The 26,905-nt window shown below is 58.5% G+C and carries 25 protein-coding genes; 11 read left to right on the top strand and 14 right to left on the bottom strand.

Translation table 11 applies throughout. The features are described from left to right. Window positions 1-105 precede the first annotated feature (105 nt). From V9G17_05255 to V9G17_05220, 8 genes are all read right to left on the bottom strand, one after another. A complete protein-coding gene (locus tag V9G17_05255) occupies window positions 106-1,002 on the bottom strand; it encodes a tetratricopeptide repeat protein (GenBank protein ID MEI2751991.1) in 897 nt (298 codons plus the stop codon). Window positions 1,003-1,231: 229 nt separating this feature from the next. Continuing rightward, window positions 1,232-2,752, bottom strand: a complete 1,521-nt coding sequence (locus V9G17_05250; GenBank protein ID MEI2751990.1) for an efflux transporter outer membrane subunit — start codon at window positions 2,750-2,752, stop codon at window positions 1,232-1,234. After that, a complete protein-coding gene (locus V9G17_05245) occupies window positions 2,749-3,741 on the bottom strand; it encodes a biotin/lipoyl-binding protein (GenBank protein MEI2751989.1) in 993 nt (330 codons plus the stop codon). Before V9G17_05245 ends, V9G17_05250 begins: the two co-directional genes overlap by 4 nt. Continuing rightward, window positions 3,738-4,505, bottom strand: a complete 768-nt coding sequence (locus V9G17_05240) for an ABC transporter ATP-binding protein (protein ID MEI2751988.1) — start codon at window positions 4,503-4,505, stop codon at window positions 3,738-3,740. Before V9G17_05240 ends, V9G17_05245 begins: the two co-directional genes overlap by 4 nt. Continuing rightward, window positions 4,502-5,632 (bottom strand): ABC transporter permease, encoded by a 1,131-nt coding sequence (locus V9G17_05235; GenBank protein MEI2751987.1) that lies wholly within the window; start codon window positions 5,630-5,632, stop codon window positions 4,502-4,504. Before V9G17_05235 ends, V9G17_05240 begins: the two co-directional genes overlap by 4 nt. Next, entirely contained in the window at window positions 5,629-6,045 is a 417-nt protein-coding gene (locus tag V9G17_05230) for a DUF6022 family protein (protein ID MEI2751986.1), read from the bottom strand. The genes V9G17_05235 and V9G17_05230 overlap by 4 nt, the downstream gene beginning before the upstream one ends. A gap of 176 nt (window positions 6,046-6,221) precedes the next feature. Beyond that, window positions 6,222-8,264, bottom strand: coding sequence for a sigma 54-interacting transcriptional regulator (locus V9G17_05225; GenBank protein ID MEI2751985.1), 2,043 nt, complete (start codon window positions 8,262-8,264; stop codon window positions 6,222-6,224). A 68-nt stretch (window positions 8,265-8,332) separates the two neighbouring features. Continuing rightward, window positions 8,333-9,790 (bottom strand): NFACT family protein, encoded by a 1,458-nt coding sequence (locus V9G17_05220; GenBank protein MEI2751984.1) that lies wholly within the window; start codon window positions 9,788-9,790, stop codon window positions 8,333-8,335. A gap of 316 nt (window positions 9,791-10,106) precedes the next feature. On the opposite strand from V9G17_05220, the gene V9G17_05215 reads away from it, so the two are divergent. Together V9G17_05215 and V9G17_05210 are read left to right on the top strand one after the other, a co-directional pair. Beyond that, window positions 10,107-10,334, top strand: coding sequence for a hypothetical protein (locus tag V9G17_05215; protein MEI2751983.1), 228 nt, complete (start codon window positions 10,107-10,109; stop codon window positions 10,332-10,334). Window positions 10,335-10,693: 359 nt separating this feature from the next. Continuing rightward, window positions 10,694-11,167: a hypothetical protein gene (locus V9G17_05210; protein ID MEI2751982.1), complete on the top strand. Its 474-nt coding sequence runs from the start codon at window positions 10,694-10,696 to the stop codon at window positions 11,165-11,167. 100 nt (window positions 11,168-11,267) lie between these two features. Here V9G17_05210 and V9G17_05205 read toward each other — a convergent pair whose 3' ends face one another. Further along, on the bottom strand, window positions 11,268-11,834 hold the full coding sequence (locus V9G17_05205) for a hypothetical protein (protein ID MEI2751981.1): 567 nt from the start codon (window positions 11,832-11,834) through the stop codon (window positions 11,268-11,270). Between the two features lie 72 nt (window positions 11,835-11,906). Here V9G17_05205 and V9G17_05200 point away from each other — a divergent pair, with 72 nt between their 5' ends. Further along, on the top strand, window positions 11,907-12,302 hold the full coding sequence (locus tag V9G17_05200; protein ID MEI2751980.1) for a DUF423 domain-containing protein: 396 nt from the start codon (window positions 11,907-11,909) through the stop codon (window positions 12,300-12,302). Here the strand turns inward: V9G17_05200 and V9G17_05195 are convergent. Both V9G17_05195 and V9G17_05190 read right to left on the bottom strand, forming a co-directional pair. Next, entirely contained in the window at window positions 12,296-13,288 is a 993-nt protein-coding gene (locus V9G17_05195) for a hypothetical protein (GenBank protein ID MEI2751979.1), read from the bottom strand. The two genes, V9G17_05200 and V9G17_05195, sit on opposite strands and share 7 nt — an antisense overlap. 74 nt (window positions 13,289-13,362) lie before the next feature. Further along, window positions 13,363-14,154, bottom strand: a complete 792-nt coding sequence (locus tag V9G17_05190; protein ID MEI2751978.1) for a dienelactone hydrolase family protein — start codon at window positions 14,152-14,154, stop codon at window positions 13,363-13,365. Between the two features lie 151 nt (window positions 14,155-14,305). On the opposite strand from V9G17_05190, the gene V9G17_05185 reads away from it, so the two are divergent. Next, the gene (locus V9G17_05185) at window positions 14,306-15,295 is read left to right on the top strand and encodes a Gfo/Idh/MocA family oxidoreductase (protein ID MEI2751977.1); all 990 of its coding nucleotides are present in this window, start codon (window positions 14,306-14,308) and stop codon (window positions 15,293-15,295) included. 1 nt (window position 15,296) lies between these two features. On the opposite strand, the gene V9G17_05180 is transcribed toward V9G17_05185, so the two are convergent. Beyond that, complete coding sequence (locus V9G17_05180) at window positions 15,297-15,533, bottom strand: Lrp/AsnC ligand binding domain-containing protein (GenBank protein ID MEI2751976.1); 237 nt, start codon at window positions 15,531-15,533, stop codon at window positions 15,297-15,299. Window positions 15,534-15,604: 71 nt separating this feature from the next. Further along, window positions 15,605-16,210 carry a hypothetical protein gene (locus V9G17_05175; GenBank protein ID MEI2751975.1) on the bottom strand — a complete coding sequence of 202 codons (606 nt, stop codon included), beginning with the start codon at window positions 16,208-16,210 and terminating at the stop codon, window positions 15,605-15,607. Between the two features lie 223 nt (window positions 16,211-16,433). On the opposite strand from V9G17_05175, the gene V9G17_05170 reads away from it, so the two are divergent. Genes V9G17_05170 through V9G17_05160 form a run of 3 tightly spaced genes read left to right on the top strand, consistent with a single transcriptional unit; the run spans window position 16,434 to window position 18,693 of the window. Continuing rightward, window positions 16,434-17,999: a YifB family Mg chelatase-like AAA ATPase gene (locus V9G17_05170; protein ID MEI2751974.1), complete on the top strand. Its 1,566-nt coding sequence runs from the start codon at window positions 16,434-16,436 to the stop codon at window positions 17,997-17,999. After that, window positions 17,996-18,226 carry a hypothetical protein gene (locus V9G17_05165; GenBank protein ID MEI2751973.1) on the top strand — a complete coding sequence of 77 codons (231 nt, stop codon included), beginning with the start codon at window positions 17,996-17,998 and terminating at the stop codon, window positions 18,224-18,226. Before V9G17_05170 ends, V9G17_05165 begins: the two co-directional genes overlap by 4 nt. 41 nt (window positions 18,227-18,267) lie before the next feature. After that, entirely contained in the window at window positions 18,268-18,693 is a 426-nt protein-coding gene (locus tag V9G17_05160; GenBank protein MEI2751972.1) for a hypothetical protein, read from the top strand. Window positions 18,694-18,737: 44 nt separating this feature from the next. On the opposite strand, the gene clpB is transcribed toward V9G17_05160, so the two are convergent. Next, window positions 18,738-21,332 (bottom strand): ATP-dependent chaperone ClpB, encoded by a 2,595-nt coding sequence (gene clpB / locus V9G17_05155; protein MEI2751971.1) that lies wholly within the window; start codon window positions 21,330-21,332, stop codon window positions 18,738-18,740. Between the two features lie 232 nt (window positions 21,333-21,564). Here clpB and V9G17_05150 point away from each other — a divergent pair, with 232 nt between their 5' ends. From V9G17_05150 to V9G17_05135, 4 genes are all read left to right on the top strand, one after another. Further along, window positions 21,565-22,383 carry a hypothetical protein gene (locus V9G17_05150; GenBank protein MEI2751970.1) on the top strand — a complete coding sequence of 273 codons (819 nt, stop codon included), beginning with the start codon at window positions 21,565-21,567 and terminating at the stop codon, window positions 22,381-22,383. A gap of 155 nt (window positions 22,384-22,538) precedes the next feature. After that, window positions 22,539-24,014, top strand: coding sequence for a HAMP domain-containing sensor histidine kinase (locus tag V9G17_05145; protein MEI2751969.1), 1,476 nt, complete (start codon window positions 22,539-22,541; stop codon window positions 24,012-24,014). Between the two features lie 227 nt (window positions 24,015-24,241). Then, the gene (locus V9G17_05140) at window positions 24,242-24,793 is read left to right on the top strand and encodes a hypothetical protein (GenBank protein ID MEI2751968.1); all 552 of its coding nucleotides are present in this window, start codon (window positions 24,242-24,244) and stop codon (window positions 24,791-24,793) included. Between the two features lie 8 nt (window positions 24,794-24,801). Next, entirely contained in the window at window positions 24,802-26,217 is a 1,416-nt protein-coding gene (locus tag V9G17_05135) for a sigma-54 dependent transcriptional regulator (protein MEI2751967.1), read from the top strand. Window positions 26,218-26,905: the final 688 nt, after the last annotated feature.

Here is a 26,905-nt window from a genome sequence, read left to right as displayed (position 1 = left end):
AAATGGGGTGTGATCGGCGAGAGGGGAAAATGACTATGCCGTCAGGTCGAGGAAGGCTCCTGGCCACCCATGTCGGCAGTTCTGCGCCGGCGAGTGAGGCAGGGGTTATGGCATCTCCAGTTCGCGGAGTTTGGCTTCGGCCTGTTCCAGCCATCGCCGAGTGGCGGGTGTATCGAGTTCAAGGCGAAGGTATTGCCTCAACTCCTGAGCGGCTTCCATACGTTGCCCGACGTCTGCCAATGCGTTGCCGAGGTTGAGGCGGAGCTTCGCATCGTTGGGCCGGAGGTGCAGGGCGGTGCGGAATTCGGTGATGGCGGCCTCCGGCTGATGCTTCTCCATCAGTCCGAGGCCTAGATTGAAGTGAGCGTTGACATCGTTCGGTTGCAGGCTCGCCGCGGTACGATATTCTGCGATCGCCCCATCGAGGTCACCTTTGGCTTTGAGTGTGACGCCCAGATTGTTGTGCGCGTTCACATCACTGGGGTTCTGCCGCAACACTGTTCTGAACTCCGCAATGGCGCCATCCAAATTTCCCACTTCTTTCAGCGCGACCCCGAGATCATTGTGGGTTTTCGGATCGTCCGGTTTGAGGCGCAGGGCTTCCTTGAATTCACTCATAGCTGCGTCGTTCTGTCCGATATCGAGCAGCGTATTCGCCAAGTTGAGGTGGGCGGCGAAATAATTCGGCTGGAGCCGGAGCGCATGTTTAAATTCATCGATGGCCTGTCCCAAGTCGCCCTTGAAGACGAAGGCCACACCCAAGTCGTTGTGGCGCATGGCTTCTGTGTCGGTGTCTACCGGCTGGGCAATCTTGTCGGTGGTCGAAAGAATCTGTTCTTCCGCAAGTCCCGGCTTGTCAGCCATCGCGGGTTTGAGGGCTGATTTATCGTGGGGAGCAGCCATCACCTGTGCTGCGAAGGACGTGGTAAACCCGAGCACCAAGAGGAGAGGCGCAAGGGAAATCTGGCCTGCTAGGGAATGGTCACGGACACCGTGTTGCATGAAAGGCTCCTTCCGGGAAATCGCACGAAGAATAGAATGAGTCGGCATGATCGGTGCCTGGTCCGCCACTTGCGCGAAGACATCAAGGTGCATCCTGTCAAATAGCCCTTTCTGGGCGAAAAGTTCAAGTTGAAAGTCCGCGCCACCGTGGTGCGTGGGGCACACGCTGTCTGAGGGACTTCTGGATGTGCCTGTTGGCTCGAGAGCGCACGAGTGGCGAGGTGAGGCCTTACGGCCTGGCGGAGATGGTCGAGGGTGTCGTGGGCGAATCGTCCAGTGTCTGCCATCCGCCGCCGAGGGCTTTGTAGAGGCCGACCATGTCGGTGAGGCGGGCGCGCTCCGTTTGCGCCAGTTGGGTTTCCGCTGCGAGCATGGTTCGTTGGGCGTCGAGCACATCGAGGTAGTTGACCAATCCTTTGCGGTAGCGCACCTCGGCCAGCCCGACGGCGGCCGTGGCGGCTGAGGCCTGCTCACGTTGGCGTGCGAGTTGTTCCGTGCGTGACTGGATCGATACCAGGAGATCCGCCACTTCGCGGAAGGCGAGTAGAATGGTTTGTTGGTAGCCTTCCAACATTTGTTGGTAGCGAGATTCGGCGGCATCCAGCCTCGCGACATTGGTTCCACCCAGAAAGATGGGCAGGGTGACCGATGGCCCGATACTGAAGTTCGCGCTGTTGCCTGTGAACCAGTTTGCGAATTCGGCGCTCTGTAATCCTCCCTGTCCCGTGATGGAGAAGGTGGGAAAGAAATAGGCGCGTGCCTGACCGATGCGGGCGTTGGCGGCCATCAGTGATGCCTCCGCTTGCAGGATGTCGGGTCGCCGCTCCAATAGTTGCGACGGGAGGCCGACGGGGATATCCGGCTGTACGATGACTTTCCGCAACGATGTGGATGCCAAGACGAGGCTGCCCGGCGCGGCTCCCGTCAACACTTCTAGTCGGTGTAATTCTACGGCGCGCAGGCGGATCAGATCCGGGATTTGTCCGGCGGTTTCCGCGACGAGGACTTCCGTTCGTTTCACGTCCAGGTCGGAAGCCAGGCCCACCGATGCCCGTTTGGTGATGATGTCGAGTGAGTCCCGCCTGAGAGTCAGGGCGCGTTGCGCGATTTCAATTTGCTCGTCCAACTCACGAATTCGAAAGTAGGACTGTCCGACGTCGCTGATCAAGGTGAGCGCAATCGCACGGGCATCCTGCTCGATCGCCTGTGCGTCTGCCGATGCCGCTTCCATTCCGCGACGGATGCGGCCCCAGACATCCAGTTCCCAGCGGAGGTCGGCCGCTCCGTTCCAGAGATCGAAACTGCTTCCAGGTCTGGCAAAGACCTGAGGCCCCGGTTGTTGGCCGGTGGCTAAGCCCAATCCCGCCAGAGTGTTTTTTGACACCACGATATTGCTGTAGCTGCCTTGCACATTCAATTGCGGGTAGAGTCCGGCGCCAGCGGTCGTGACGGAGGCTCGTCCCTCCAGCACGCGGGACACGGCGCGTCGGATGTCATGGTTCTGGGCGAGGGCGCGTTCGATGAACTGGGTCAGTTCCTGGTTGTGGAAGGCCTGCCACCAGTCCGCTTCCGGGACCTTGTCGGAGGATCCAGCCGCTAAGGGGCCGGAAGCCATGCGCGTCCAGTCTGCGGGTGTGTCGACCGGTGGACGGTGATAGTTCTGCCCTTGGAGACAGCCGGTAGAGGAGAGCCCCAGCACAACGCATATGGCTGCCGCGACGATCGGTCTGCTGAACGTGCGCTGTTTCATTGAGTCGGTTCCCCAGTGGAACGGGTCTCGCCCTGAGGCTGCGCCGGTGTTGCTGCGGGTGCGCGATCGATGAATACATCGACCTGCTGCCCGGCATAGATTGGAAACGCCGGCCGATCGAAGCGGTAGATAATCTGGAGCACTCGCGTATCGACCCGCTCGCTGTTCTCGCCGGTGAGAGATTTCTTGGGGACGATATAGGGTTCGATACGCACGAACGTCAACGGAATCGCCTGAGTCGTATTGCCTTTCAGGTAGGCGACACCGGATCGATTCGGCGCCACTAAGGGCGCATTCACTTCATCCACTTCTGCGCGGACTTGCAGCTGCTGCATGTCTCCCAGGAGCATCAGCGGTTCGCTGGCCCCGGTGGTCAGAGCAAACTCACCGGCTCGGACATTGACCTGCAGAATGGTTGCGGCTCGAGGCGCCCGGACCGTCAGGCGCTCTAGTAGGAGTTGGGTTTCATCGCGTTGGGCGATGACTTGTTTGAGGGTGGCCTCGTAGCGGCTCATCGCGCGTTTCGCCATTTCCGAGGCATACCAAGTACGCTTCACATCGTCCTCACTGACGGCTCGGCTGTCGCGCACCGACTTCAGTCGCTTGAGCTGCGTGTCGAGATCCCCGATGCGATACTTCTGTTCTTCCACTTGCGCCTCCGCCGGAGGAATCGCCGCCTGACGGGCGACCAGTTGCGCGCGGAGATCTCGATCGTCCAATTGAAGCAGCGGGTCGCCTTCACGGACCCGGTCACCGACTGTGACAAAGACTTTTGTGACGAGTCCGGCTGATGGGGGGCCGATACGCACGTTTTCGTTGGCTGCTTCGATGATGCCGGTGGCAGCTACGGTGGCCTCAAAGGATGACCGCGGTGGTTCGACCAGTGGCGTGGGCATGGGCGGGTTCTTGCCGGCGGTCAGGATGACCCAGGCGGCAAGCGCTGCGCCAGCGACGGCGAGCCAGACACTCAAGCGATTGAAGATGGTCATGCCGTCGCCTCTCTCTGAATCGGGTGAATGCCGACGATACGGCCGTCGGTCAACTCTGCCATTCGATCTCCAAACTGAAAAATGCGACTGTCGTGGGTGACCACGATGACACAGCGGTCGGGCGCTCGCCCGACGTCGCGAATCAACGCCATGATCTTTTGCCCGTTGGGGCCATCGAGGGCGGCCGTCGGTTCGTCGCACACCAGGAGTTTTGGTTCGTTGACCAAGGCTCTGGCGATGGCGACCCGCTGCTGTTGGCCGCCGGAAAGGTTTCGGGGCAAGAATTCTGTCCGGTCGCCGAGGCCCACGCGTTCCAGCATCAGGCGCCCGCGTGTAATGGCCTCTTTGTTGCGAATCCCCTGAATCAGCAGCGGGATGGCGACGTTCTCCGCAGCCGTCAGCGCGGGCAGCAGATTGAACTGTTGGTAGATGAATCCCATCGTTTGCCCACGGAAACGGGTGCGTGTGCCAGGGGACATGTTAGTCAGTGACGCGCCCAGCACGTCGAGATCTCCGGCATCGATGTCCAGGATCCCGGCGATGGCCGACAACAGGGTGGTTTTCCCTCCACCGGATTCCCCGACGAGGAGCAGCAATTCGCCGAAGTACACGTCCAGGTCGATGCCCTTGAGGACCGTGACCGTGGTCTCGCCGGACCCGAACGACTTGATGAGTCCTCGAACCTGGACGGCGGTCGAGGGCAGTGTTTCCTGGCCTGCGACGGCCGGCGCGTGTGACTGTGAGGCACCATCCATTGTTGTCATCGAAACACAATCGCCGGTTCAAGCCGGGCCAGTTTGATGATGCTGATGAGTGCCGACAAGGTGCAAATCATGAGCAGGGCGACAAAGACCAGGAGGAGCAGCGGCCAGGTTTCAAGGAACGGCAACTGTCCCTCTCGCGCGGTCAGCAGGCCGAAGCCGGTTGCGAGTCCGATGCCGACACCGTACCCCGTGATCCCCACGGTAAAGGCTTGCAGGAGAATCATGCGGGCTAGAGTCGCGGTGGACGCTCCCATGGCTTTGAGGGCCCCAAACTGACGCAGGTTTTCGACGGTGAACAGATAAAATGTTTGCCCGGCAATGGCCATGCCGACCACAAAACCCAAGAGAATCGTGGTGCCGAAATTGATTCCGATCCCGGTGTTCTTGAGGACCCAACCGATGGTTTTCCATCCGAAGGCATCGGCGGTGAAGGCGCCCAATCCCGTCTGGTCACGGATACGCTGGATCACCTCGTCCGCTGGCGCGCCGTCCTTGGCCTTGGCGAGGACGTAGGACAGGGTGCGCCGTTCCCGCGGCACGTAGCGCAAGGCTCGCTCGTAGGTGGTGTAGACGACAGGAATGTTGGTGAAGGTCTTTTGCGTCTTGGCGATGGCGACCACGCGGGCCAACTTGTCGTTGAGCTCGAACACCGTCCCGACTGAAATTACCTGTGGTCCACCCATGCGTTCAACGGCCCATTGATCGAGGGCCACGGCGTCAGGTTGCCGGAGGTCTTCGAATCGACCCGCCAGCACTTCCGTAGGACGGCCGATCAAGGAAGCCGAGTCCAGGCCCGTCAAGGTGATCTGGTGATACTCGCCGTTGGCAAGTCTGGCCCGGAGGAGTCCTTTATACAAGGGGACGGCCCATTCCACCCCGGGGATGCTGCGGACGCGGTCGACGGTGGTGTCGGCGATTGGTTTGACTTCGTCCACCTGCGCGATGCCGGGGTCCGTGACCCAAATCGGCACATTGAGGTTGCTGATACTCGATTGAGACCACATCATGAGGCCCCAAAAGATGGAACCCTGCTGAACGATCAACATGACCGCAAAGCTGAGGCCGCAGAGCAACATGAGGTATTTGGCGCGATCACCGAAGAGCATTCTGAGGGCGACGTAGTTCATTCGTGGTCCTCAGGGGCCACGGTGATGGGGGCATAGCCGACCACGCGTGGCAATTGCGGGAGGCTCACTTGATCGTGCCGATGGAAGAAGTAGGTGCAGATCCTGGCGATGGGACAGCCGTGGTGCAGGGCCACCGTCCAGAAGCGCCGCACGTGCTGGCCGTCCGGCTGTTGCTCTTCGTCCATGAGACGAAACGGGCCGGGAAATACATCGGTGAACGTAATACCTTTTGCGGCACATCGTTCGGCCAGGCCTTCGGTCAGAAAGTCCAGGATGTCCCCGCACCAGGCGAAGCAGCGCCCGTCTGTACTGGCTTCTCCAGAGGGGAGGAGTTCCATCTGTCGTTCGGCAACATAGGCTTGGATCTCATGAGTGACGGTTTCTGGTGTCAGTGGAGAAGCAGTGTCTTTCATGGAGCAGTCTTAGAGCAGGGAGGATGCCCGCTTAGATCGTAGTCTCTTTCGGATGCGCAAGTGATGGAAAGTTTAGGTAAATGAAGGACACGCGAAGAATAGAGAACTCGCAAATTCGTAGGGGGGAGTGCCGAGCATTCGGCAGAGCCGAGATGCGCCTGCCCATATGTGGGCATTCATGAGGGGTGTCGAGGCGGGCGACTGATCTCCAGCTTTTTCATGCGGTGTTGGAGGGTCGACCGCTTCATTCCCAATTGTTCTGCAGCCCCTAGTTTGCCGGCGAGGATCCAATTGGTTCGTGAGAGTGTCTCCACGATGTGGGCTCGTTCGGCTTCCGCAAGTGTGCGAGGCTCGACAGGCTGATCTTCCCCATGCCCCAACCCATCAAGGTCCTCGGTTGTGATCGTGGACCCTTGGCTCACGATGACCGCACGTTCGATCACATGCTCCAGTTCCCGAACATTGCCGGGCCAATCGTATGCGGATAAGGTGTTGAGTGCCGCGTTGTTGATTCGCGTGACGGGTTTTCGATGGCGAAGACCGTATTTTTTCACAAAGTGCCGGGTCAGCAGGGGGATATCCTCGCGGCGTTCCCGAAGCGTTGGAAGGCGGAGCGGAAACACGTTGAGGCGATAGAAGAGATCGGCACGAAACAATCCCCGTTTGATGGCCTGCCCCAGATCGACGTTGGTGGCGGCAAGCACGCGCACATCGACGTGAATGGTTTGGCTTCCGCCAACTCGGTTGAATTCCTGAGCCTCCAGGACGCGCAGGAGTTTCATTTGTACGCCGATGGGGAGGTCTCCCACTTCATCAAGGAAAATGGTGCTCCCGTGCGCGAGCTCAAAGCGTCCCAGTTTACGGGCCGTTGCGTTGGTGAAGGCGCCTCGTTCGTGACCGAAGAGCTCGGATTCGATCAGTGTGGGCGGGAGTGCGGCGCAGTTGACGGTAATCAGTGCCTTCTTTTGGCGTGGTGAGAATCGATGAATCGCTTGAGCGACCAGTTCTTTGCCTGTACCGGTTTCTCCCGTGATGAGGACGGTGGAATCGGTCGGCGCCACCTGCTCAATGGCCTTCAGCGATTTCTGGAGTGCCACGCTGTTGCCGATCAGGCTTCTCAGGTCGAGAGAGGCGCCCATCTCCTCACGCAGGTAGACGTTCTCTTGTTCCAATTGGTCTTTCAGCTGACGGATCTGTTCGTAGGCGGAGAGGTTGGCGATGGCGTGCGATAAGTGAAAGCCGATCTGTTCCGCCAGTGCGAGGTCGCGCTCGGAGAAGGCGTTCCGCCGTCTGCTGCCGATACCTAAGAAACCATAGGGGGCCCCATGGACCAGGAGTGGGCAGAGCATGGCTGAGCATATGCCGAGTGATTCGAGATAGCCGTGCTCCGCAAATCGCTCTTGGTTGTGTCCGGTCAGGAGCAGGGGCTTTCCCGTGGCCAGGATTTCAGCCGGCGCCATCCGCGCGAAGGGAAATTGTCGGAGCGCTTCCTGATCGACGTTCACACCCTCGCAGGACGCGATCTCGAACCAGGGGCGGTCGGGCGGACCGGTGAATCGCACGAGACCGATCATGTCGTGGTGGATGATCTCACGGAGAATGGGCTGAATCGAAGGAAGAAGGGTATCCAGTGTCATAGTGCCGAGCACGACCTGGTTGTTGATGGCGACTAAGGTGTCGCGTTCCTCGGCCGCTAAGACAGCGGTCAGCACCGGTGCGATGTGAAGGCCGAGCAGGTCGAGAAACAGCCGGTCTTCTTCCGAAAAGATGCCGGATTTCCCGATTGAAACGGCCACCATGACGGCAAGAGTTTTGGCGGTCGCGCCGGTCATGGATTCGGAAGGGATCCTGATCGGGGACACCACCACGGAAGTGGACCGACTAATGTTCGGATCGATGGCCTGCGCCTCGGTCCAAGAGGAGGTACTGAGGTCGTCTGTCACGATGGCTTGTCCGGCGAGAACTGCGGCTTCCTTGATGGTACCGGCTGCGGGCAATTGCGCGATGGAATAGGCGGGAGAGGCCGGGTTGCACAAACTTTCAGACACGGGAGAGAAGGACGCCGTGCGTTCACTGTACAGGTAGAGTCCGATGACGTCACAGTCCAACAGGGGTGTGAGCTCCTGTTGGAGGCGTTCATCGAACTGCCGCAACGTTTTTGCCTGGAGCAATGCGCTCAGAATGCGAAAGCGGTCACGACTGTTCGTGGGGGTGCCCATATGCGGGCACTCTACCATGTCGTCAATATGGATAGAAAGCCGACCCAGTAAGGCGCTGAGCGGATGAGCTACATTGCTCCGTTTGTGGTTCGCCCCTTCAGTGCCGCAAGGCGTGGTTTGTCGAGCGTGACATACATGGTCTTCTCTTGAGTCACCGTGACCGCCCCCGGTGCCTGGCCCTTGGATTTCTTGACCCACTTGCGCCTGGTATAGATGACGTCGCCTTTCCCGCTTTTTTTGAGATCGCTATACAGCAGGGCGAGTGTGGCTGCGTCCCGTATGGTTTCCGGCGGTGGGTCGGTGCCTTTCTCCAATCGCACGACGACATGTGATCCCGGCGTGCCGCGTGCATGGAGCCAGAGATCGTCACTCTTGGCGAGGCCGAATGTCAGTTCGTCATTCTCGCGGGCATTGCGTCCGACAAAGATCTGATGGCCGTCCGATGAAATGAAGCGTCGAAACGGCCCGCGGCGTTCCTCGTTGGCGGCTTGCTTCCGGCTTGGACGAGACATGGTTGTTGGTGTGGTCTGCCGATCATGAGTGGGCGCCTGCCAGGTCCCATTTTTGATGGTCTCCAATTCAGCGTGGAGTTGCTGCACGTCCGTCTCGATGGTGGCCACGCGGGGTAAAATTTCGCGCTGGGCGGACACGAACTTTCGATATTTGGCGAAGTACGCATCCATATTGGCCTGAGGCCCTTTGCTGGGATCGAGCGGGATCGTCAATTCCGGCAGTCGCTCATCGTAATAATCCACGACCGAGACGGCGGGGAGTCCTTTCTTGAGTAAGCCCAGGTTGGCTTTCAGTAGTTCGCCATATCGTGCATAGGGTTCGTATCGTCCTGCCTGTTCGAGATCGCGTTTCAGTGCCTCCATACGTCGCAGAAGTTTCTTGAGTGTTTTTCGCAGGATCGATTCCCGCTGTCGGACCTGGGTGAGGCGCGACAATTCTGCTTCACGCTCACGATAGAGAATTTCCAGCCTGGATGAGAGCGGAAATGGATCTTCGTTGGTTGGAAGCCGAGGCTCCGGTGCGGGAACAGCCGTCTCGGAGGGCGATGATCGTGATGGGGACGGGGTCTGATAGGTCTGGTTCACACGGTCTTTGTTGTGGCGAAGTGTGGCGAGCACTCGTCCTTCTCCATTCAAAAACAACAGGTCCGCGTTTCGACCAAACAGTTCTGCGACCAAGGCGACCGGGCCGTCCCGGCTCGTGAGAGTCAGGCGAGCAATGCGGTCGCCAGGGATAGATTCAATGCTCTCGATACGTGCGCCTTGTATGCGTGCCCGCAGCAGTTGGCAAAACGACGGCGGGGTCGGCGGGTTGGGAAGGGTTTCGCGCACGAGGTGAATCCGCGCCGTTCCATCGCGTACGGAACAGAGCAGCCGACGAGTGTGCCCGGGAACACGCACTTCCAGTAGCAGGGAGTCGGGGAGGGGTTGGGAGATCTTTTGGATCCAGCCTTCTGCCAGGGCCAGGGCCAGTTCCTGAACAATGGAACCAATTTCTGTCGCAGTGTGTGCCATTTTCAGTCTGTGGTTCCCGCCTTGTAGGAACAGGTCTGACCCCTGATTCGAGAGGGACGCACCGTTAGCCGATTCTACCCATTTTTGTCTCATGAGACCAATTCGGTCACAGCCGAGTCAATTTGTCGCGACAGGATCGATTTTGGTGGTATTGCATCTTCCGGCCAGTTGAAGAAATAGCCGGGTCAATCGGTGGCATCTTCATTGCTTCTTTTCAGGCCGAGCGGTTGTCGAGTTGTTCACGTGGGCGTGAGATCCATCCGAGCAGGGCCGAGCAAGGCGGATATCTCACCAGTTGTCCGAAGGGAGGCGACTCATGACGTGCACGCGCTGTGAAGGATTGATGGTGACGGATGACTTGGTCGATCTGCAAGAAAGTTTTCACCCGATGCGTCTTTCTGGACACCGGTGCCTCAGCTGCGGCAACGTGGTGGATCCTTTGATCCAGCGCCATCGCATGGTGCAGAATTCCCATCTCCACCCTGTTCCGCTCTCGGTTCCGGAAAAGCCGTTTCTCTTTGACCTCATAAAGCGGACTGCCTAGGCGAGGTCGGCTTGGTGGAGCGCGCGTGTCAGGCGAGGACCGGACTTGACCTCACCGTGCTGAAAGACTGCATGGCATGTGAGGAGCTATGCGTACCGGGTATAGTTCGCTGGTGTGTCGATACGAACCGCGATCGTTCAGAAGCGTCTCTCGCATCCTTCGGCTGGGCCCAGAGTGTCGCGAATCGCCGCTAGCTATTCGTTTTCAGCGCTACGCTCATAGGGTAACTCTCGGCCTATCCTGTGGTCCGGAGCCGGTTCCGGCGTCTGATATACTTGCCATAGTTGAACGTGACATCGTACGTCCGATGCGCTCTGGCGGATGAACTACGCATCGGGCAACGTACCGCAGAGGTGATTATGCAGCAACATGATTTGTCAGGGGTACCTAAGCGTCGGGAACGGCCGACAGGGGTGGTTCCGGCCCCAGGTTTGAGCGCATCGAATAATCCAGCTGCTCTTGGCTGTCCGATCGACAAATGCGAGGGGAGCCTGCATGCTGATGCCTCCGGGTACAATTTTCGGACCGGATTGGAGGCATTGGTCTGCACACAGTGCGGGCATCAAGGCTTTCGATCACGGGATGGGGTCATTCTCTTGTTCCGAGGAGGGTATGAATTCAAGTTTAGCTACGGCCCGTCAGTGCAGATGCTCACCGTGGTGCTCAGCTCCGCCTCGGTGAATTTGTGGGGCACGCATGGTGTGACTGATGAGCAACTGGCGAAGCTTGCCGCAGAATGGATTTTGCTGCGCGGGAATACGATGTCGCGGGTGCATTTAGGTCTTCCCGCTGAAGAGTTTGCCGACTTCTATCTCTACTTCTGCCAACGATAGCGCACGCGGTCAGTTCTTTCCCCTCTGTCCCGGACGTTTGCCATCCGGGGTTCTCTCTTCAACCATGACGCAGTGGTAGGCGCAGACCTGGTGGGAGACGTTACCATTTCCCCAACCAGTTCCGGCAGCCTGCGAAATACGACCCAATCGCGATGGCGAGGATGAACAGAATCTGCATCACGTGCTGAACGAGCACGCTTGGATCGATGGTTCGAGTCACGAAGAGCACACCGGCAGCCACTAACGTCACGACGAATGTGGTGCGCTTCGGGCAGAGACTGCCATCGCGTTTGCTCTGAGCGGCCAGCACGATCCACACGCAGGCCCAGCCGATCGCCCCGACGACGAGTGCGGCGGCAAGATCGGTCATGCCGACCATGAGACTGCTGAGCGCTAACTCCATTTTCGGGCGGCGTGGTAGTTCGATGCGTATGCGATAGAGTTCGCCGACAGAGAGCGCCAGCCAGATCAGCAAAATGCCGAGCAGAAAACTCCCGCGCCCCATTTCGTCCGGGAACAGACGTTTGCGAACCGTTGTGTCGGAGGCGGGCCTTACAGGAAATCCCTGGAAGTGCGGCGTAAAGTCGTAGCCGCATTCGCAATACTGGACGGCATCAGGATTCGCCATCAAGCAACGGGGACATTCAAGCGGGATGGGGTTGCCCATTTTTCAGCGAGAGTCGTGGTAAAATCGCGCGCCGTGCCTTTGCCAAGGGCCGTGGTTGTTCAGGAGGATCGTATGGCTGTATCGGCGCGCTCGTTCCGGTTTGTGTTTCTCGGCGGCCTGTTCGCCGCCACATCCGTAGCCGCAGGTGCGTTCGGCGCCCATGCGCTCAAATCGATTCTCGATCCACCCATGCTTGCCGTCTATGAAACTGCGGCACGGTACCAAATGTACCATGCTCTCGCTCTATTTGTCGTAGCCTGGCTGGTGCGTGAGACGGAAGATCCGCTGGCAGTGAAGGCCGGTTGGCTCTTTTGCATTGGGATTCTCTTGTTCAGCGGCAGTTTGTATATCGTGGCACTGGCAGGAATCAAATGGATGGGGGCATTGACTCCCTTGGGCGGTCTGTCTTTTATTTCCGGATGGGCCTGTGTGGCCTGGACTGCCCGGCGCGCGGGACATGATCAGTGATGCTGGCGACGTGGTGACACTGCAGGCTTCCCCCCTCCCTCCGTCACGCAGGTTGCGGTCCGTTTGCCGGTGATCGACCCCCATCCGCCTGCTGTATTCACAAATGTTCCTTCCAGGCGTTGGCCTTCTCCTGAAAATAACAGACTGTCTTCCTGCACACCCGCCCTGGTTTCCCATCGCAAATAGACGCTGTCGCCGAGCACGATGATTTCTGCGGGACTGGTCGACGAAGCCATGCCAGGCGGAGCGAAGATCACGGCGGTCTTTTCCTCGCGATGATTTTGATGATTGTGAATCGACCATTGCCATGTACCGCACAATCGTGTGAGGCCACGCTGCTGTCGAACCTGGTCCTTCCAGTTGTAGAGCCGGAACCATTCCCGATGTACGGTGTCGATCGCCCATGTTTCGATTTGGGCAGTCGTTCCGTGGAGGGAGGGGGCTGCCTCCTGTGTCGGGGACTCTTTGAGCAGCGCCGACAGTTGGTGGAGAGGCGTCTCCAGTGTCGTGCCTTCGGTCAACCAGGTCATCTGGGATTCGATTTGCCGCTGAAGGTTTTCCCGTTGCCCTGTTTCCGCGGTCGTGCTGAGGTCTTTGGCGGCTTGTGTGAGTTGCCATGCGGCCAGTCCGCGGATCAGTTCACCGGCCGATTTGGTGAGATCTGGGATCAGGAGCTCTTGACTCATGGCCGGCGTCAAGCCCTTGGCTCCGAGTGTCATGGCGATGTCGTTCAGGCCGAGCTGCGGGCCGACGACGCTCTTGAACAGGCTCAGCGAATCGCCCTGGGTCGGGAGGGCTGCCAGCGGTGCGGCATCGGCCCGCACCAGGTCGTGAAAGGCGGGCAGGCGATTGGCAAGGGTCGGTTTAGTTTGGGGCGGCGGCTCATCGGCCTCGGCAGCGCCTACTGTCGTCAGCAAGGCCGTGACACAGCAGGCGATGAGCAGGATGCAAACTGAATGATTCGGCATGCGTGCGATGACTTTCATTACGAGCGGAACCGTGGGCGAGAGGCCCTGTGCGGTGACTGGCCGCTACCGGCTACCTTGTCCATTGGGGTCCGCTATGTTCCTTGGAAAGAGGTCTTGAGAAATGCGACGGTGGCATCCCAGGCCCTGGCTGCGGCCTCTGCCTGGTAGCCTGCCGGGCGTGTCTCGTCACAGAACGCGTGAGGGGCGCCTGAGTAGGTCTTGATCTCAATGCGTTTCCCTTGGCTCGCGGCGGCGCGGAGATGATCGACATCCTGCTGTGTTGCCCAGGTGTCCTGTTCGGCCTGGTGATAGAGCAGCGGACTCATCATATTCGTCAGCTGGTCGGGAGCGGTGACCTTCCCATAATAGGCCACTGCGGCTCGCAGTCGCTTGCGCTGGCAGGCAAACCGGATCGCCAGAGACCCGCCCAAACCAAACCCGACAACGCCGTGGATATTGCGTTTGGTATGCTCCGTGGTGTTGAGGTATTCGCAGCAGCTGTTGATGTCCTGGAGCTGGAGCTGTTCATTGCACTTGGCCATGAGTGCCTCTGCCACGTCGGCGTTCGCGGTGACCATGCCGCCGAGTCGTCCGTATAACTTTGGAATGATCACGCCGTAGCCCTCGCAGGCCAACCTGGCGCCAAGATCCGTGATCTGGGAATTCATCCCCCACCAGTCATGCAGCAGCACAATGCCGGGGTAGGCGGTCTTATCCTGCGGCCAGAATTGAATACATTCCACCTGCACGTCTTTGCTCACGCGCGTGCGGATGTAGGGATCCACCATGGCATCCGTGGCGGTGGGAATCGCCATACCACTCGGGAAGCGAGCCGTACCGGTTCCGATCTGATCCAGCGAAAAGGGTGCTGCCTGAGTAGTCATGGGCGATGAGGTCCTTTCTCGATTGGCGTCTGCGTCCAGCGTATTCTGGGTACTATAGGGAGCGTATTTGGGCGTTGTCAATCGAGGTGGCGACGGATGGATCGACTCATATTGACCGGTTCTCGTTAGGTCGGTAGAGTGCGCAAGAACCATGTCTCACGAACCGCGTGTCCCCCTTGGAGTCGGGCTGATCGGCCTCGGCCATCATGGCAGCCGCTATGCCAAACACCTTCTGCATGACCTGCCTGAGGCGCGTCTGGTGGCGGTCAGCCGCCGCCGGGTTACTGAAGGACATGGTCTGGTCTCCGCGCCGGCCCTGGCCTGTTACACCGACTATCATGAGTTGATTGCCGACCCTCAGGTGGAGGCCGTGGTGGTGGTGACGCCGCCGGCGATCAATCGAGAGATCTGTCTGGCCGTGGCACAGGCGAGGAAAGCTCTGCTGGTGGAGAAGCCGTTGGCGATCTCGGCGGCCGACGCCCGAGCGATCGCGCAGGCAGCGCAGGGAAGCGGACAGCCCATGATGACCGCACAGACGCTGCGGTTTGATGCCGCAGTAGGGTTGGTACAGGAACGGCACTCGCAGATCGGTGTCCTCCAGTATCTCAGTCTGGCTAGCCGTATGGAACCGCATGGGATGAGTGGGGATGGCCGGGGATTCGGTGGACGCGGCTGTTTGCTTGAGACTGGCATTCATCTCTTGGACTTGGCTCGCGTCTTGACCGGAGAGGAGATTCGGACGGTGTCCTGCGAGATGGATGTGGTGCCGCCGGATGGAGCGGAGCGTCGTGTCGTGGGGCGTCTGACCACTCAGGGCGGTCTGGTGTGCCTGTTGGATGTGTCGCGGGTGTCGTCGGGACGAATCGGGCGAGTGGAGTTGGTCGGAAGCGAGGGACAGTTGTCAGCTGATTGGTGCGGGCAGCGAGTGGTGCAGGTTTCTGCGCAGCACGGGGCCGGCGACTGGTCGAGCGTGATGTGCCCGACCGTGCTCCGGACGCTACAGGCCTTTGTGCGGTCGGTGCGCGACGGCTTGCCGCCCCCGGTGACGATCGAAGACGGCAAGCGTGCGGTTGAAATTGCGGAAGCCTGCTACTCATCAGCCCGGCTGGGTGGACGAGTGGTGCCGGTCGAGTATCTGTAACCTACGTTTCCGCCACGATGTGGGTGTCGGTTTCTTCCACTCCTTCGATGGCGTGAATCCGCGTAATCACAACATCCGAGAGTGCCCGTTCATCGGCCACATTGATAAACACGAAAATGTCGGGTTGGCCGAAACAGGCGTGAATCTGCTCCACGCCGGCAATGCTTTTCAGGGCGCTGAGCACGGATTTTCCTTTGCCTGCCTTGACCTTGATCAGAATGTACGCTTTCGTTGCCATGATGCCTCCTCGGGCTACAATTCGTGAGAGAACGTGCGATTGATCTCGCGGGGCTCGCTGCTACAGGACGGTCATTCCGACGTTGCGCCGGGCATTTCCCGGCGACGCTGGGCATAGACCTGCTGGAAGGTCTTGCCTTGTGCGGAGAATGCGGCGTTGCTCTGTTCATACAGGTGCGCAAGAATATCGAAGTCCTGCTTGCCGATATTGAACTCCCGGAACCCCTCGTTGAGCCCAGGGGTGTTCCAGGCATGGTCGGTGCGACCGGCTGCCATCACTGCGTCGAGGGTATCCGCCGACCAGCCGTTTCGACGAAAGGTGGTTTCGACCTCCTCGGCGCGAGGGCCGAGCGTGACGCGATGGGCGTCGGTAAAGAACTGCCGGACGGCGGGATCATGACTCTTCAAAAATGCGGATTGAAACTGAATGACGGCCTTGATGATGCCATTAGCCTGAGGTGTGCCCTCTGGCGGAAGAATTCCGGCGTCTTCAAACGTGGCGAGCAGGGCCATCACGGATCCGATATACACCGACGAGGTTCGTGACGGCTGGGCGACCAATGGCATCGATGAGACCGGTATGTCGCTCCAGGGTTGCCCGAGGGCAAGGGCAGGGAAAAGGAACGCCAGTGACAGCGCGGCCGGGAGGAGACGAGCTCGGTGCGACCGGTGTACCATGCTTGGGCGGATTCCTGAAGGCCCCATCGCTCTAAAGGGGAGGACCATGCTGTGCCCCCGGTGCCGTGCCGTTAGCATGGCGCATTATACAGAACGGGCGTAGAGCACGCTACAGCTTGGGCAAGGGGGAGCGAGGAATGTGCAGGTAGCAATTGAATTCAGCCGGATCAACTGCCTATAATTCGGCCACTGGAGCCGGTTTGCGGCCGGTATCGTGTTGTGTGTGGCTCGATCCGAGCGACGAAGAACCGGGGGGACTGTGCTGGCCAACGTGTTGAGTGCCGCGATTGTGGGCGTCGACGCGCATCTGGTTGACGTCGAAGTCGATATTTCCTCCGGCCTTCCTCAGTTCTCCATCGTCGGGCTCCCCGATGCGACCGTCCGGGAGAGTCGTGACCGGGTTCGTGCGGCGCTCAAAAATAGCGGTTTTCACTTTCCTGTAAAAAAAGTCACAGTCAATCTGGCCCCCGCGAATATCAAGAAAGAGGGTGCCGGCCTGGATCTGGCCATTGCGCTGGGCATTCTGGCGGCCGAAGAGATCATTCCGCATGAAGCGGTGAAGGACGTTGTGTTTGTCGGAGAGCTCTCGCTGGATGGTCGCCTGAAGCCTATCCCCGGCGCGCTTTCGATCGGCGTCGTGTGTCGCCGTCGTCATCCGGTGTTGGTCTCCGCCGAGAATGCCGGAGAGGTCGCGCTGGTTGACGGCACTGAGGTGTTCCCCATCCAGACGCTGCCGCAGGCAGTAGAATTCCTGCGCGGCGTGCTGCCGATTGCGAAGATGACCGTGTCGCTGGATGGTTTGGCCACTTCCGGGCTTCCCGACGATGAAGATTTCGCCGATGTGAAGGGGCAGGCGCATGCGAAACGGGCCCTTGAGGTCGCTGCGGCGGGCGGACATAACCTGCTCATGATGGGGCCGCCTGGGTCCGGTAAGACCATGCTGGCGCGCCGTCTGCCGGGAATCTTGCCATTGTTGGCCCAGGAAGAAGCGCTGGAGACCAGCCGCATTCATAGCGTGGTTGGGCAGCTCTCCAAAGAGCAACCGCTCATGCGGCGTCGGCCGTTTCGAGCCCCGCACCATAGTATTTCCGAGGCCGGCCTGATCGGTGGAGGAACGACCCCACGACCCGGGGAAGTGTCGTTGGCCCACAACGGGGTGCTGTTTCTGGATGAGGCCGGAGAGTTCGGGCGTGCGACGCTGGACGGGCTGAGGCAACCGCTTGAAGATGGCCATGTGACGGTGACGCGCGTCAGTGGTTCTCTTCGGTTTCCTGCCCGGTTTATGCTCGTGGCCGCGATGAACCCCTGTCCCTGTGGCTATTATGGCGATCGAGGCAAGGACTGCGTCTGTAGCGCGGCGCAGGTACGACGGTACCGGGGACGCTTGTCCGGCCCATTGCTGGATCGCCTTGATCTGCAGATCGAAGTGCCGGCCGTACCGATTCGCGCATTGGGCGACGAGGTAGCCGCGACTGATTCTTCTGCCGTGATCCGCTCACGGGTGATGGCTGCGAGGGCCCGCCAGGCTGAACGGTATCGTGGCGAGGGGATGTACACCAATGCCCAATTGAAACCACGTCACCTGAAGCAGTATTGTGCACTGGATGTTCAAAGCCGGGAGTTGCTGGAGCAGGCTATGACCCGGTTGGGGTTTTCGGCTCGTGCGCACGGACGAATCTTGCGGGTGGCGCGCACTATTGCCGACTTGGCCGAGTCTGGTAGTATCGAGCCGGCACATCTGGCCGAAGCGATTCAGTACCGAAGTTTTGATCGCCGAGTGGAGCTGTGAAGGAATCTCCTATCATCCATACCGCGCGCGTGTTTGCATGGTGGTTTATTGTCGGCGCGACCATGGCGATGGCCGTTATTCTGTTGCAGGGCGGCATCCGCGAAGCGCTCCAGGCTCAAGGCTCGGTATGGGAGCTGAAGCTGGTGGAGTTGATGACGACCATTCTGGGCGGTGGATTGTTAGGCGGCTGTATTGCGCTGATTTTGGACCGTATCAAGAAGGCATAGCGGGCACGCCCCGGTGCCGTGCAGTATAAGGAGTCGTGGCGATGGATATTGAAGTCGGTTCCAATCTGTATCGGAATTCCAACGGCATCATCGATATCGAAGGGGTGCCGCAATTTGAAGTGGCCATCAAGGAACCGGCGCGGGCATTGCTCGTGAATTTCGCGCTGTTCGACGACGTGGGTCGCATGATGGCGAAGGTCGTCGACAGCAATCTGACCTTCAATGAGCGGCGTGCCTATCAGCTCGCGAAGAGTCCGACGACCGTGTCGTTGAAGCACGAAGAGTCAGGGACGGTGGTCTTTACGTTGGAGTTGAAAGAGGGAAACCGGGTGGTGTTCAGCCGCGGGTCCTTTCACACCATCAAGGGGCATCGTTTGGACGTGTCGCAAACCGAATGGCGAATCGACAAAAAACAGTTCAGTGGTAAGGATACAGACACGAAGGGAGGGGCGGTGTTCATCGGATAACACGATCCGTCTGTTCCGCCCCTCCTCACTGGTGCTGTCGGTACTTATGGCGCGACCGTCGGTACAATAGCGATGTGCCCGTCTTTGAGATCCACGACTGCCGTATCCCCATCCCGCAACTCGCCTTTGATCAGCTGACGCGCCATGGGGGTTTCGATTTCCTGCTGAATGAGCCGCTTCAACGGTCTCGCCCCATACACGGGATCGTACCCGCGTCGACCGAGATTCTGCAGTGCGTCCGGCGTGACCGTCAGGGTAATCCGCCGTTCCACCAACCGGGCCCGCAACCGCTCCAACTGGATCTCCACGATTTTCGCCAGGTGTTCGTTGCCCAAGGCATGGAAGACCACGATTTCATCGACCCGGTTCAGGAATTCAGGCCGGAAGTGTGCCCGTAGGTCCCCGGTCACTTGAGCCTTCATCGTTTCATAGGAGGCCCCGGCCTGTTGCGCTTCCAGGATGTGTTGGCTTCCGATGTTCGACGTCATGATCAGCACGGTATTCTTGAAGTCCACGGTGCGGCCCTGAGAATCGGTTAGCCGTCCGTCGTCGAGGACCTGCAGGAGAATATTGAAGACGTCGTGGTGCGCCTTTTCGATTTCGTCGAACAGGATCACGGAGAACGGATGTCGCCGCACAGCTTCGGTGAGCTGGCCGCCTTCTTCGTAGCCCACATAGCCGGGAGGGGCGCCGATCAGTCGTGCGACCGTGTGTTTCTCCATGTACTCCGACATGTCGATGCGAATGAGGTTGGACTCGTCATCGAACAGCGTGACCGAAAGCGCCCGGGCCAGTTCCGTCTTGCCGACACCGGTCGGCCCGAGGAATAGAAACGAGCCGATCGGACGATTGGGATCCTTGATGCCGGAGCGCGCCCGCAAGACGGCATCCGCGACCGCTGTGACGGCCTGCTCCTGCCCCACCACACGTTGATGCAGGAGTTCGTCCAGCTTCAGCAACTTTTCCATTTCACCTTCGACCAGGCGGGTGACGGGAATGCCGGTCCACCGACTGACGACGGCGGCAATATCCTCCTCGTCCACTTCTTCTTTGAGGAGGCGGTTTTCGTTTTGTTTCTTGCCGAGGTGTTGCTGCTCTAGCTCGAGTTCCCGTTCAAGCCTCGGCAATTCGCCGTAGCGCAGCTCAGCGACTTTATTCAAGTCGTACGCTCGTTCAAACTGCTCGATTTTTTGTTTAACGTCTTCGATCTGCTGACGGATTTTCCTGAGCTTACTGACGGAAGTCTTCTCCGATTCCCAGCGCGTTTTGAGTGCCTGAAGGTCGCGATTTTTCTCGGTCAGTTCTTTTTCAATCGATTGGAGCCGTGCCTTGCTGCCCGCATCCGTTTCCTTTTTCAGCGCTTCCCGTTCAATCTCAAGCTGAAGCACCTTGCGCGAGACTTCGTCCAACTCGGCCGGCAAACTGTCGATCTCCGTTCGCAGGCGTGCGGCAGATTCGTCGACGAGATCAATGGCCTTATCCGGAAGAAACCGATCGCCGATATAGCGGTTCGACAATTTGGCAGCGGCGACCAGCGCCGCATCCTTAATCCGCACCCCGTGGTGCACTTCGTAGCGCTCTTTCAGGCCGCGGAGGATTGAAATGGTATCTTCCACGGTCGGCTGGTCCACGAGGACCGTTTGAAAGCGACGTTCCAACGCGGCGTCTTTCTCGATGTGTTTGCGATATTCGTCCAGGGTGGTGGCTCCGATGAGGTGCATTTCTCCTCTGGCGAGCATCGGTTTGAGGAGATTGGCGGCATCCATGGCACCCTCTGCCGCGCCGGCCCCCACCACGGTGTGGAGTTCATCGATGAAGAGCAGCACTTGGCCCTGCGCCGATTGGACTTCCTTTAGAACGGCTTTTAATCGTTCTTCGAACTCGCCACGGAACTTGGCCCCGGCCACCAGCGCGCCCATATCGAGGACGACGACACGTTTTTGCTTGAGCCCTTCCGGCACGTCTCCTTTGACGATGCGTTGTGCAAGTCCCTCCACGATGGCCGTTTTGCCGACACCCGGCTCACCAATGAGGACGGGATTGTTCTTGGTTCGACGCGAGAGAATCTGGATGGTCCGCCGGATTTCATCATCTCGACCGATGACCGGATCCAACTTGCCCTGCGCGGCGAGTTTTGTGAGGTCGCGCCCATATTTTTCCAACGCCTGATAGGTGCCTTCAGGGTCTTGACTGGTCACGCGTTGATTTCCTCGTACCTGCTGCAGAGCCGTGAGCAGGCGTTCGGGCGTAAGATTGAGCCGGCGAAAGACCCCGCCTTCCTCCGCCATGGCCAGGATAACGTGTTCGACGCTTACGAAATCATCACGGAGCTCCTTCATCCGATCTTCGGCCTTCGTCAGCAACGACCCCAGGCGCGGCGTGAGGTGGATTTGCCCGGGAGCCGCGCCCGGCCCATGAACTTGAGCCACTTTGGTCAGGGCTTGCTCCGCAGCTTGGCGAACAGCCGCAGGAGAGACCCCGGCCTGTTCGAGCAAGGATCCAGCTATCCCTCCTTCTTGCTCCATGAGGGCTAGGAGTAGGTGTTCGACATCAATGCCCTGGTGTCCCCGGCGCATGGCAAGGGCGGATGCGCTCTGCAAGGCCTCTTGTAGTTTGACGGTCATCCGGTTCATATCCATGTGGCTGACTCCTGGGTGGGTATATCTAGTGAAAGAACATAATCACATCGATGCTCAAGTCAATACCGCCTCCCAGGCCGCATCCCGCTCCTGCTCTATGGCTAAAGGGTCCGTGGATTGACTTGACCTCCCGTGAGCTTCCAGCTTATTGTCCGCCTTCGATGGATGGAACCGGTTTCTCTGGGCGGAGGGACTTCCCCGCAATGCGCAACGGCCTCCTTGCGAACACCCCATGTTGACCGTATTTACCTCGACCTTGCATCTCTATCGGGATGCCCTGCACGCAACCGGCCGCTCCCTGGCCAGAGGTTGGGTGGTGATACTCGCCGTCATCGTATTCACGTTGCTCATGTTGCTTGCCCTTCAGGTGGCTCGCCCCCTGGGGATGGCCGGGGGCTTTTTGCTGGGTGCCGTCAATGCGGTCCTGATCGGTGCGATCCTCAGCCTGATCGAGCAGTCTGTGAAAGGTATGCGGACCATTACGATCGGCGATGCGGTCGAGAGTATGGGGCACTATTTCTGGGACGTCATCAGCGTGGGGTTTGTGTTGTGGATTCCCACCATGCTGCTGGATACGAGCCTGCGCGCCAACCCTGACAGCCAGTTTCTCGTCACCGCCTGTTTGTTGTTGGTGTTCATTCTCCTGAACCCCGCGCCGGAAGTCATCTATCTGACCCGGCATGATTCACCCCTTGATGTCTTGAAGCGAAGTTACGATTTCGTGCTCGACAACTGGATCGAATGGTTCTTGCCGATGGCGTTGGTCCTGGCGCCTCTCGGACTCTCCCTGTTTTTCAAGCTGTCCAGTCAGCTGGGGCGGGGGGCGGGATTGGATTTCATCCAACTGGTGTTTGTGCCGTTTACCGTGCTCAGTGCCTGGCTCACAGATTTCGGGATTTCTGCGGAACTGACCGGCATGATGGCCCTGCTGCTGACCCCACCGCTCATGGTCGGCATGCTGATCTTTCGCGGCCACCTGTTCGTCGCCCTCTCCGCAACCTCTCGGCGACAGCGCTTGTACCAATCGCAGTTCCACGACTCCGCTCGATAGGGCGCACTCCAGCCGTCCATCGTCCATCCCTGTGTGCCCTGTGCGTTGCACAATATGGAGAACTTGTTGAGGGCGTGTACGAAGTGGTGTATGGCTTAACCTACACTACAGAATGCCCTGATCCATGTGCGATTCACCGGGGAGAATGCGCCGGCGTGCGCCTCTCGATTTTTTGGCGACTGATTCTGACGTATGTGGTCATCATTGCAGTGATGACAGCCGTCAACGTTTATGCGTTGTTGCAAATTCGAACATTGGCTGGGCTCAATACCGAGGTCGGTTCTCATCATCATCCTGAAATTGAGTCAGCCAAACGGTTATTGAGCTCGTTCTACGAGCAGGTTCACAGCGAGAAAAAGTACGTGGCGGTGCCCGCCGCTACCTTTCTCGAAGACTTCGACGCAGAAAGCAAAGAGTTTCAGCTTGGCCTCCAAGGCTTGCTCGCGCAAGCCACATCCGAGTCGGAGATGCGACTGCTCAAGGCGGTCGAACGGATTCAACAGGCACATTTGGAACTGTTTCAGACACAACTGACGGAGACCGGAGGGCAAACGGTGCAGTCGGACGTGGGGTACTATGATGAGCGGCGGGAGGCGTTGGCCGGCAGCATAGCCTCGAATTTACAGCAGTACATTGGGCTGCACGAATCACGTATTGCGGTGGGGGTCAATGAATCTCGCGCCAGCTCGATTCAGGCGGAATCGGTCACGCGACAGTTGATCCTGGTGGCGTTGTTATTCGGGCTCGGTCTAGCTTCGGTGGCAAGTTACAACATTCTTCGTCCGTTGCGGCGACTACAATCCACGATTCAGGAGATGGGGCAGGGGAATTTTCAGGCCAGCTTGGATGGCCCGGCGCCGCGAGAACTGCGCGAGTTGGGCGATACCGTGAAGTGGATGGGAGCCCGGCTGCAGCAACTGGACGATATTAAAAGCGAGTTTCTTGCGCACGTCTCGCACGAACTGCGCACGCCGATGGCCTCCATTCAGGAGGGGACGCATCTGCTCCTGGATGAAATTCCAGGCCCCCTGACACAGGACCAACGCACGACGCTACGGATCATGTCGGATAGCAGTCGCCGGTTGATGTCCCTTATTTCGACCATTCTGGATCTGTCGAAAATGGAGTCCGGTATGATGGAGTACCGGTTTGTTCCCACAGATCTCCGTCGCGTGGCAGATATTTCGGTCAATAAAATCAGGTTGTTGGCTGATGCGAAGCAGGTGCAGCTTCAGGTGGAGGCGCCACCTGAACGGTACTGGGTGCGGGCGGACAGCACGCGGATCGAACAAGTGCTGGACAATCTGCTCTCGAATGCGTTGAAGTACAGTGCTGAAGGGGCAGCCGTGAGACTTCAGATGGCGCCGAGGCGTGATGAAGGGCTTCTGTTCGTTGATGTGATGGACTCGGGACCCGGTATCCCGGCGGAGGAAGTGCCACATATCTTTGAGCGATTTTATCAAGGCCGCACCAAAACACGACATGCCTCCGTCGGTAGCGGGCTGGGGTTGGCCCTTGCCAAAAAGGTAGTGGAAGCTCATGGTGGTCGTATTTGGGTGGAGAGTGAAGTCGGGAAAGGAACGACGGTTCGGTTTTTCTTGTGTCTGACCAAACCGGGGTTATTCGCATAGTGCAGGTTTTTTTGACTATAAGCCTGGTCTTGCTTGCGCTAGGGGGAGGATTGTCTGCTGGCTGCAGCACCGTAACTCCGCCCCCTCTCCAGGCCCCCTACTTTTCCGGTGAGAGGGGTGACAGTAAGGCTCTCCAGGCTCTTATACGTAAAGAAAATCAGCTGGCATCCAAATGCGCTAGTAAAAATACCTGTGATCATGTATTCTTCGCGCGGGCGCTGGCGTCGTTGTATGAAAGTCGCGAGTCAGCCAGCCAGTATTTTGAGAAGGTCATTGCGGTCGCGCCGAAAGGCCAATTAGCTGCATCGAGCCGCCTCTGGCTGCAATTGCTACAGGGTGAAGAAGTGCCCGCCGATCAATCCTGGATCCGTTCCGTGTGGAGTGCTCCAGCCATCGCCCACACACAGACGATTCTCTCCCAGACCATTGAGCGAACAGTCCATGATCTGCTTGATCGCGAACTCACGATTCAGCAGTTGCGGGCGCTGCAAGATAGTGAAACTCAGACGCTGGAGGCGGTGCAGCGGGAGCTTCAGGACCAGGAGCGAAAGGTCGAGTTGTTCAATTCCAGACGGGAAAGCCCTCGTATGTCCATCGAGCCCGCCACCCTTCAAAGCCTGCAGCGACAAGTGAACGAGCGTGATCGAAGGATCGAGGAACTCACCGGTCAGTTGGAAGCGCTCAAACGCATTGATCAGGAAATGAGAGGGAAAACCCGTCCGATCAAACCCCCGTCGAATGTCGTTTCACCACAACAGTCGGAGTCGTCCAAACCATAGGGATCGCCATGGAGCAGGAACGCATTCTTGTCGTAGATGATGACGAAGGCCTGTTGCATCTGTTGAGGATGCGCCTCTCAGCGCTTGGTCTTTCGGTGACGCCGTGCACCTGTAGCCGGGATGCGCTCATGGCCGCGCGCCAGGAAACGTTTGACATCGCCATTACCGACTTACGGTTACGAGCAGAGGATGGACTGGTGCTGACCGAAGACCTCCTACAGATTCAGCCCGGTTTGCCGGTCATCATCCTTACGGCCCACGGAAGTATCCCTAATGCCGTGGAGGCGATGCAACGCGGGGCGTTCGGTTATCTGACCAAGCCGTTCGATGACAAAGAATTGAAAGCCACGATTGACAAGGCACTGATCCAACTGCGGATGACGCGGGAGATTCAACGACTCAAATCGTTAGTGAAAGAGCTGTACGGCCTGGAGAACGTGATTGCCAGAAGTCCTGCCATGCAGCGATTGTTTCAACAGGTCGCGCAAATCGCGGATTCAGATGCCACCATTCTCTTAACCGGCGAGACCGGAACGGGGAAAGAAGTCCTGGCTCGTGTCCTCCATGCGAATAGTCGTCGCTCCAAAGGGCCTTTCGTGGCCTTGAATTGTGCGGCGATCAGCGAGGGACTCTTCGAAAGTGAATTATTCGGACATATTCGTGGCGCATTTACCAGCGCCATGACTGCCAAGCGGGGTCTCTTTCAAAGTGCGAACGGGGGGACTCTCTTCCTTGACGAGATTGCTGAAATGTCCTTGCCGATGCAGGTGAAACTTCTACGTGCGGTGCAGGAACGGGAAGTGTGGGAGGTCGGCGCCGATCATGCAACGAAGATCGACGTGCGGATTATCACAGCGACCAACAAAGATTTAGCGGAAAGTGTGAAGAGTGGAGCTTTCCGGCATGATCTCTACTACCGAATATCTGTAGTGCCCCTCTTGGTTCCACCGTTGCGTGAACGGAAAGACGATATCCCGCTTCTCGCGCAACACTTCCTGAAACAGAGCGCCAAACGCTCGAATAAGGATGTTCGAGGATTTACCCCGTCCGCCATGCATCGACTGATGGCCTATCCTTGGCCGGGCAATGTACGGGAGCTGGAAAACGCAGTGGAGAAGGCCGTAGTGATGTCTCGGCAGGATATGGTGTTGCCAGACTTGCTTCCAACGGCTGGCGTGACGTCGGACATTGGCCTGAAACCATTGACCGAAGCCAAGGAGGAGTTTGAGCGGACCTACTTGCGCAATGTGCTCCAGATGACGGGAGGGAATATCTCTCGTGCCGCACAATTTGCCGGCAGATACCGTGCAGATTTCTATAAGATGTTGAAGAAATATGGATTACATCCATCCATGCTGAAAGAGCGTCCGGATCTTGATCTGAGCGATCTGGAGGAAGTAACGGAGGAAGTCAGGGATGCTTAGCGCTCAACGTGGGGAAGTATACACAGGTGGCGTCCGACGAAACGTTCCAGTTTGAGTGCCGCTGAGCGGTGAATTTTTTGGATGTGGACCCCGAAGTCCTGTCCGCTGATCCATTGTACGACGGCCTGTTCGATTTCCAGTGGGACCTGTTCCTCAGGTAGGTCCATTCGTAGCGTGAGTCTCATGCCAATCTTGACTTGATGGTCACCTTGGATTCGCCATCCTCCTGACGACATGTCCCAGACGGTACCTTTCCCCAGAAAATCTTCCGAAAGATAGTATCCCGTGCCACAAATCATGGCTCTCTGGAAGGTACGGAGCTTAAAGTGCTTCGGCATGGTGCGCCTCCCCCAGCGTGGTTATGTAATGAGAGCTGGCCGCACTTTCCGGGTTGCTGAGCCGCCATATCGAGGATGCCTACGCATGAATTCGTCGAGGCGATCTTGGTCGATTCTGGATGTGCGAATAAATTCGGTGCCAAACTTAAATCCGTCAGCCCATCGGACGGCTGCGAGTGTGACATGTAGCGGGGGCTGTTGGTCGGGCAGGAACAATTGAAGTTGAATATATTCTCCTGGATACATTTTTTTCGAGCTCTCCAGGAGGCAGCCTGGAAGTGACAGGTCGAGCACGCGACCTTCAGCAACGACATTCTCTCCGGCAAGTATCACCGAACAGTCGACCGAGA

Origin of the sequence: Nitrospira sp., from assembly GCA_037045225.1 — a bacterium.
In the GTDB taxonomy this organism is placed as follows: Bacteria; Nitrospirota; Nitrospiria; order Nitrospirales; family Nitrospiraceae; genus Nitrospira_A.
The sequence above is the reverse complement of the archived record's forward strand: the minus strand, read 5'-3'. Positions and strand labels throughout refer to the sequence as shown.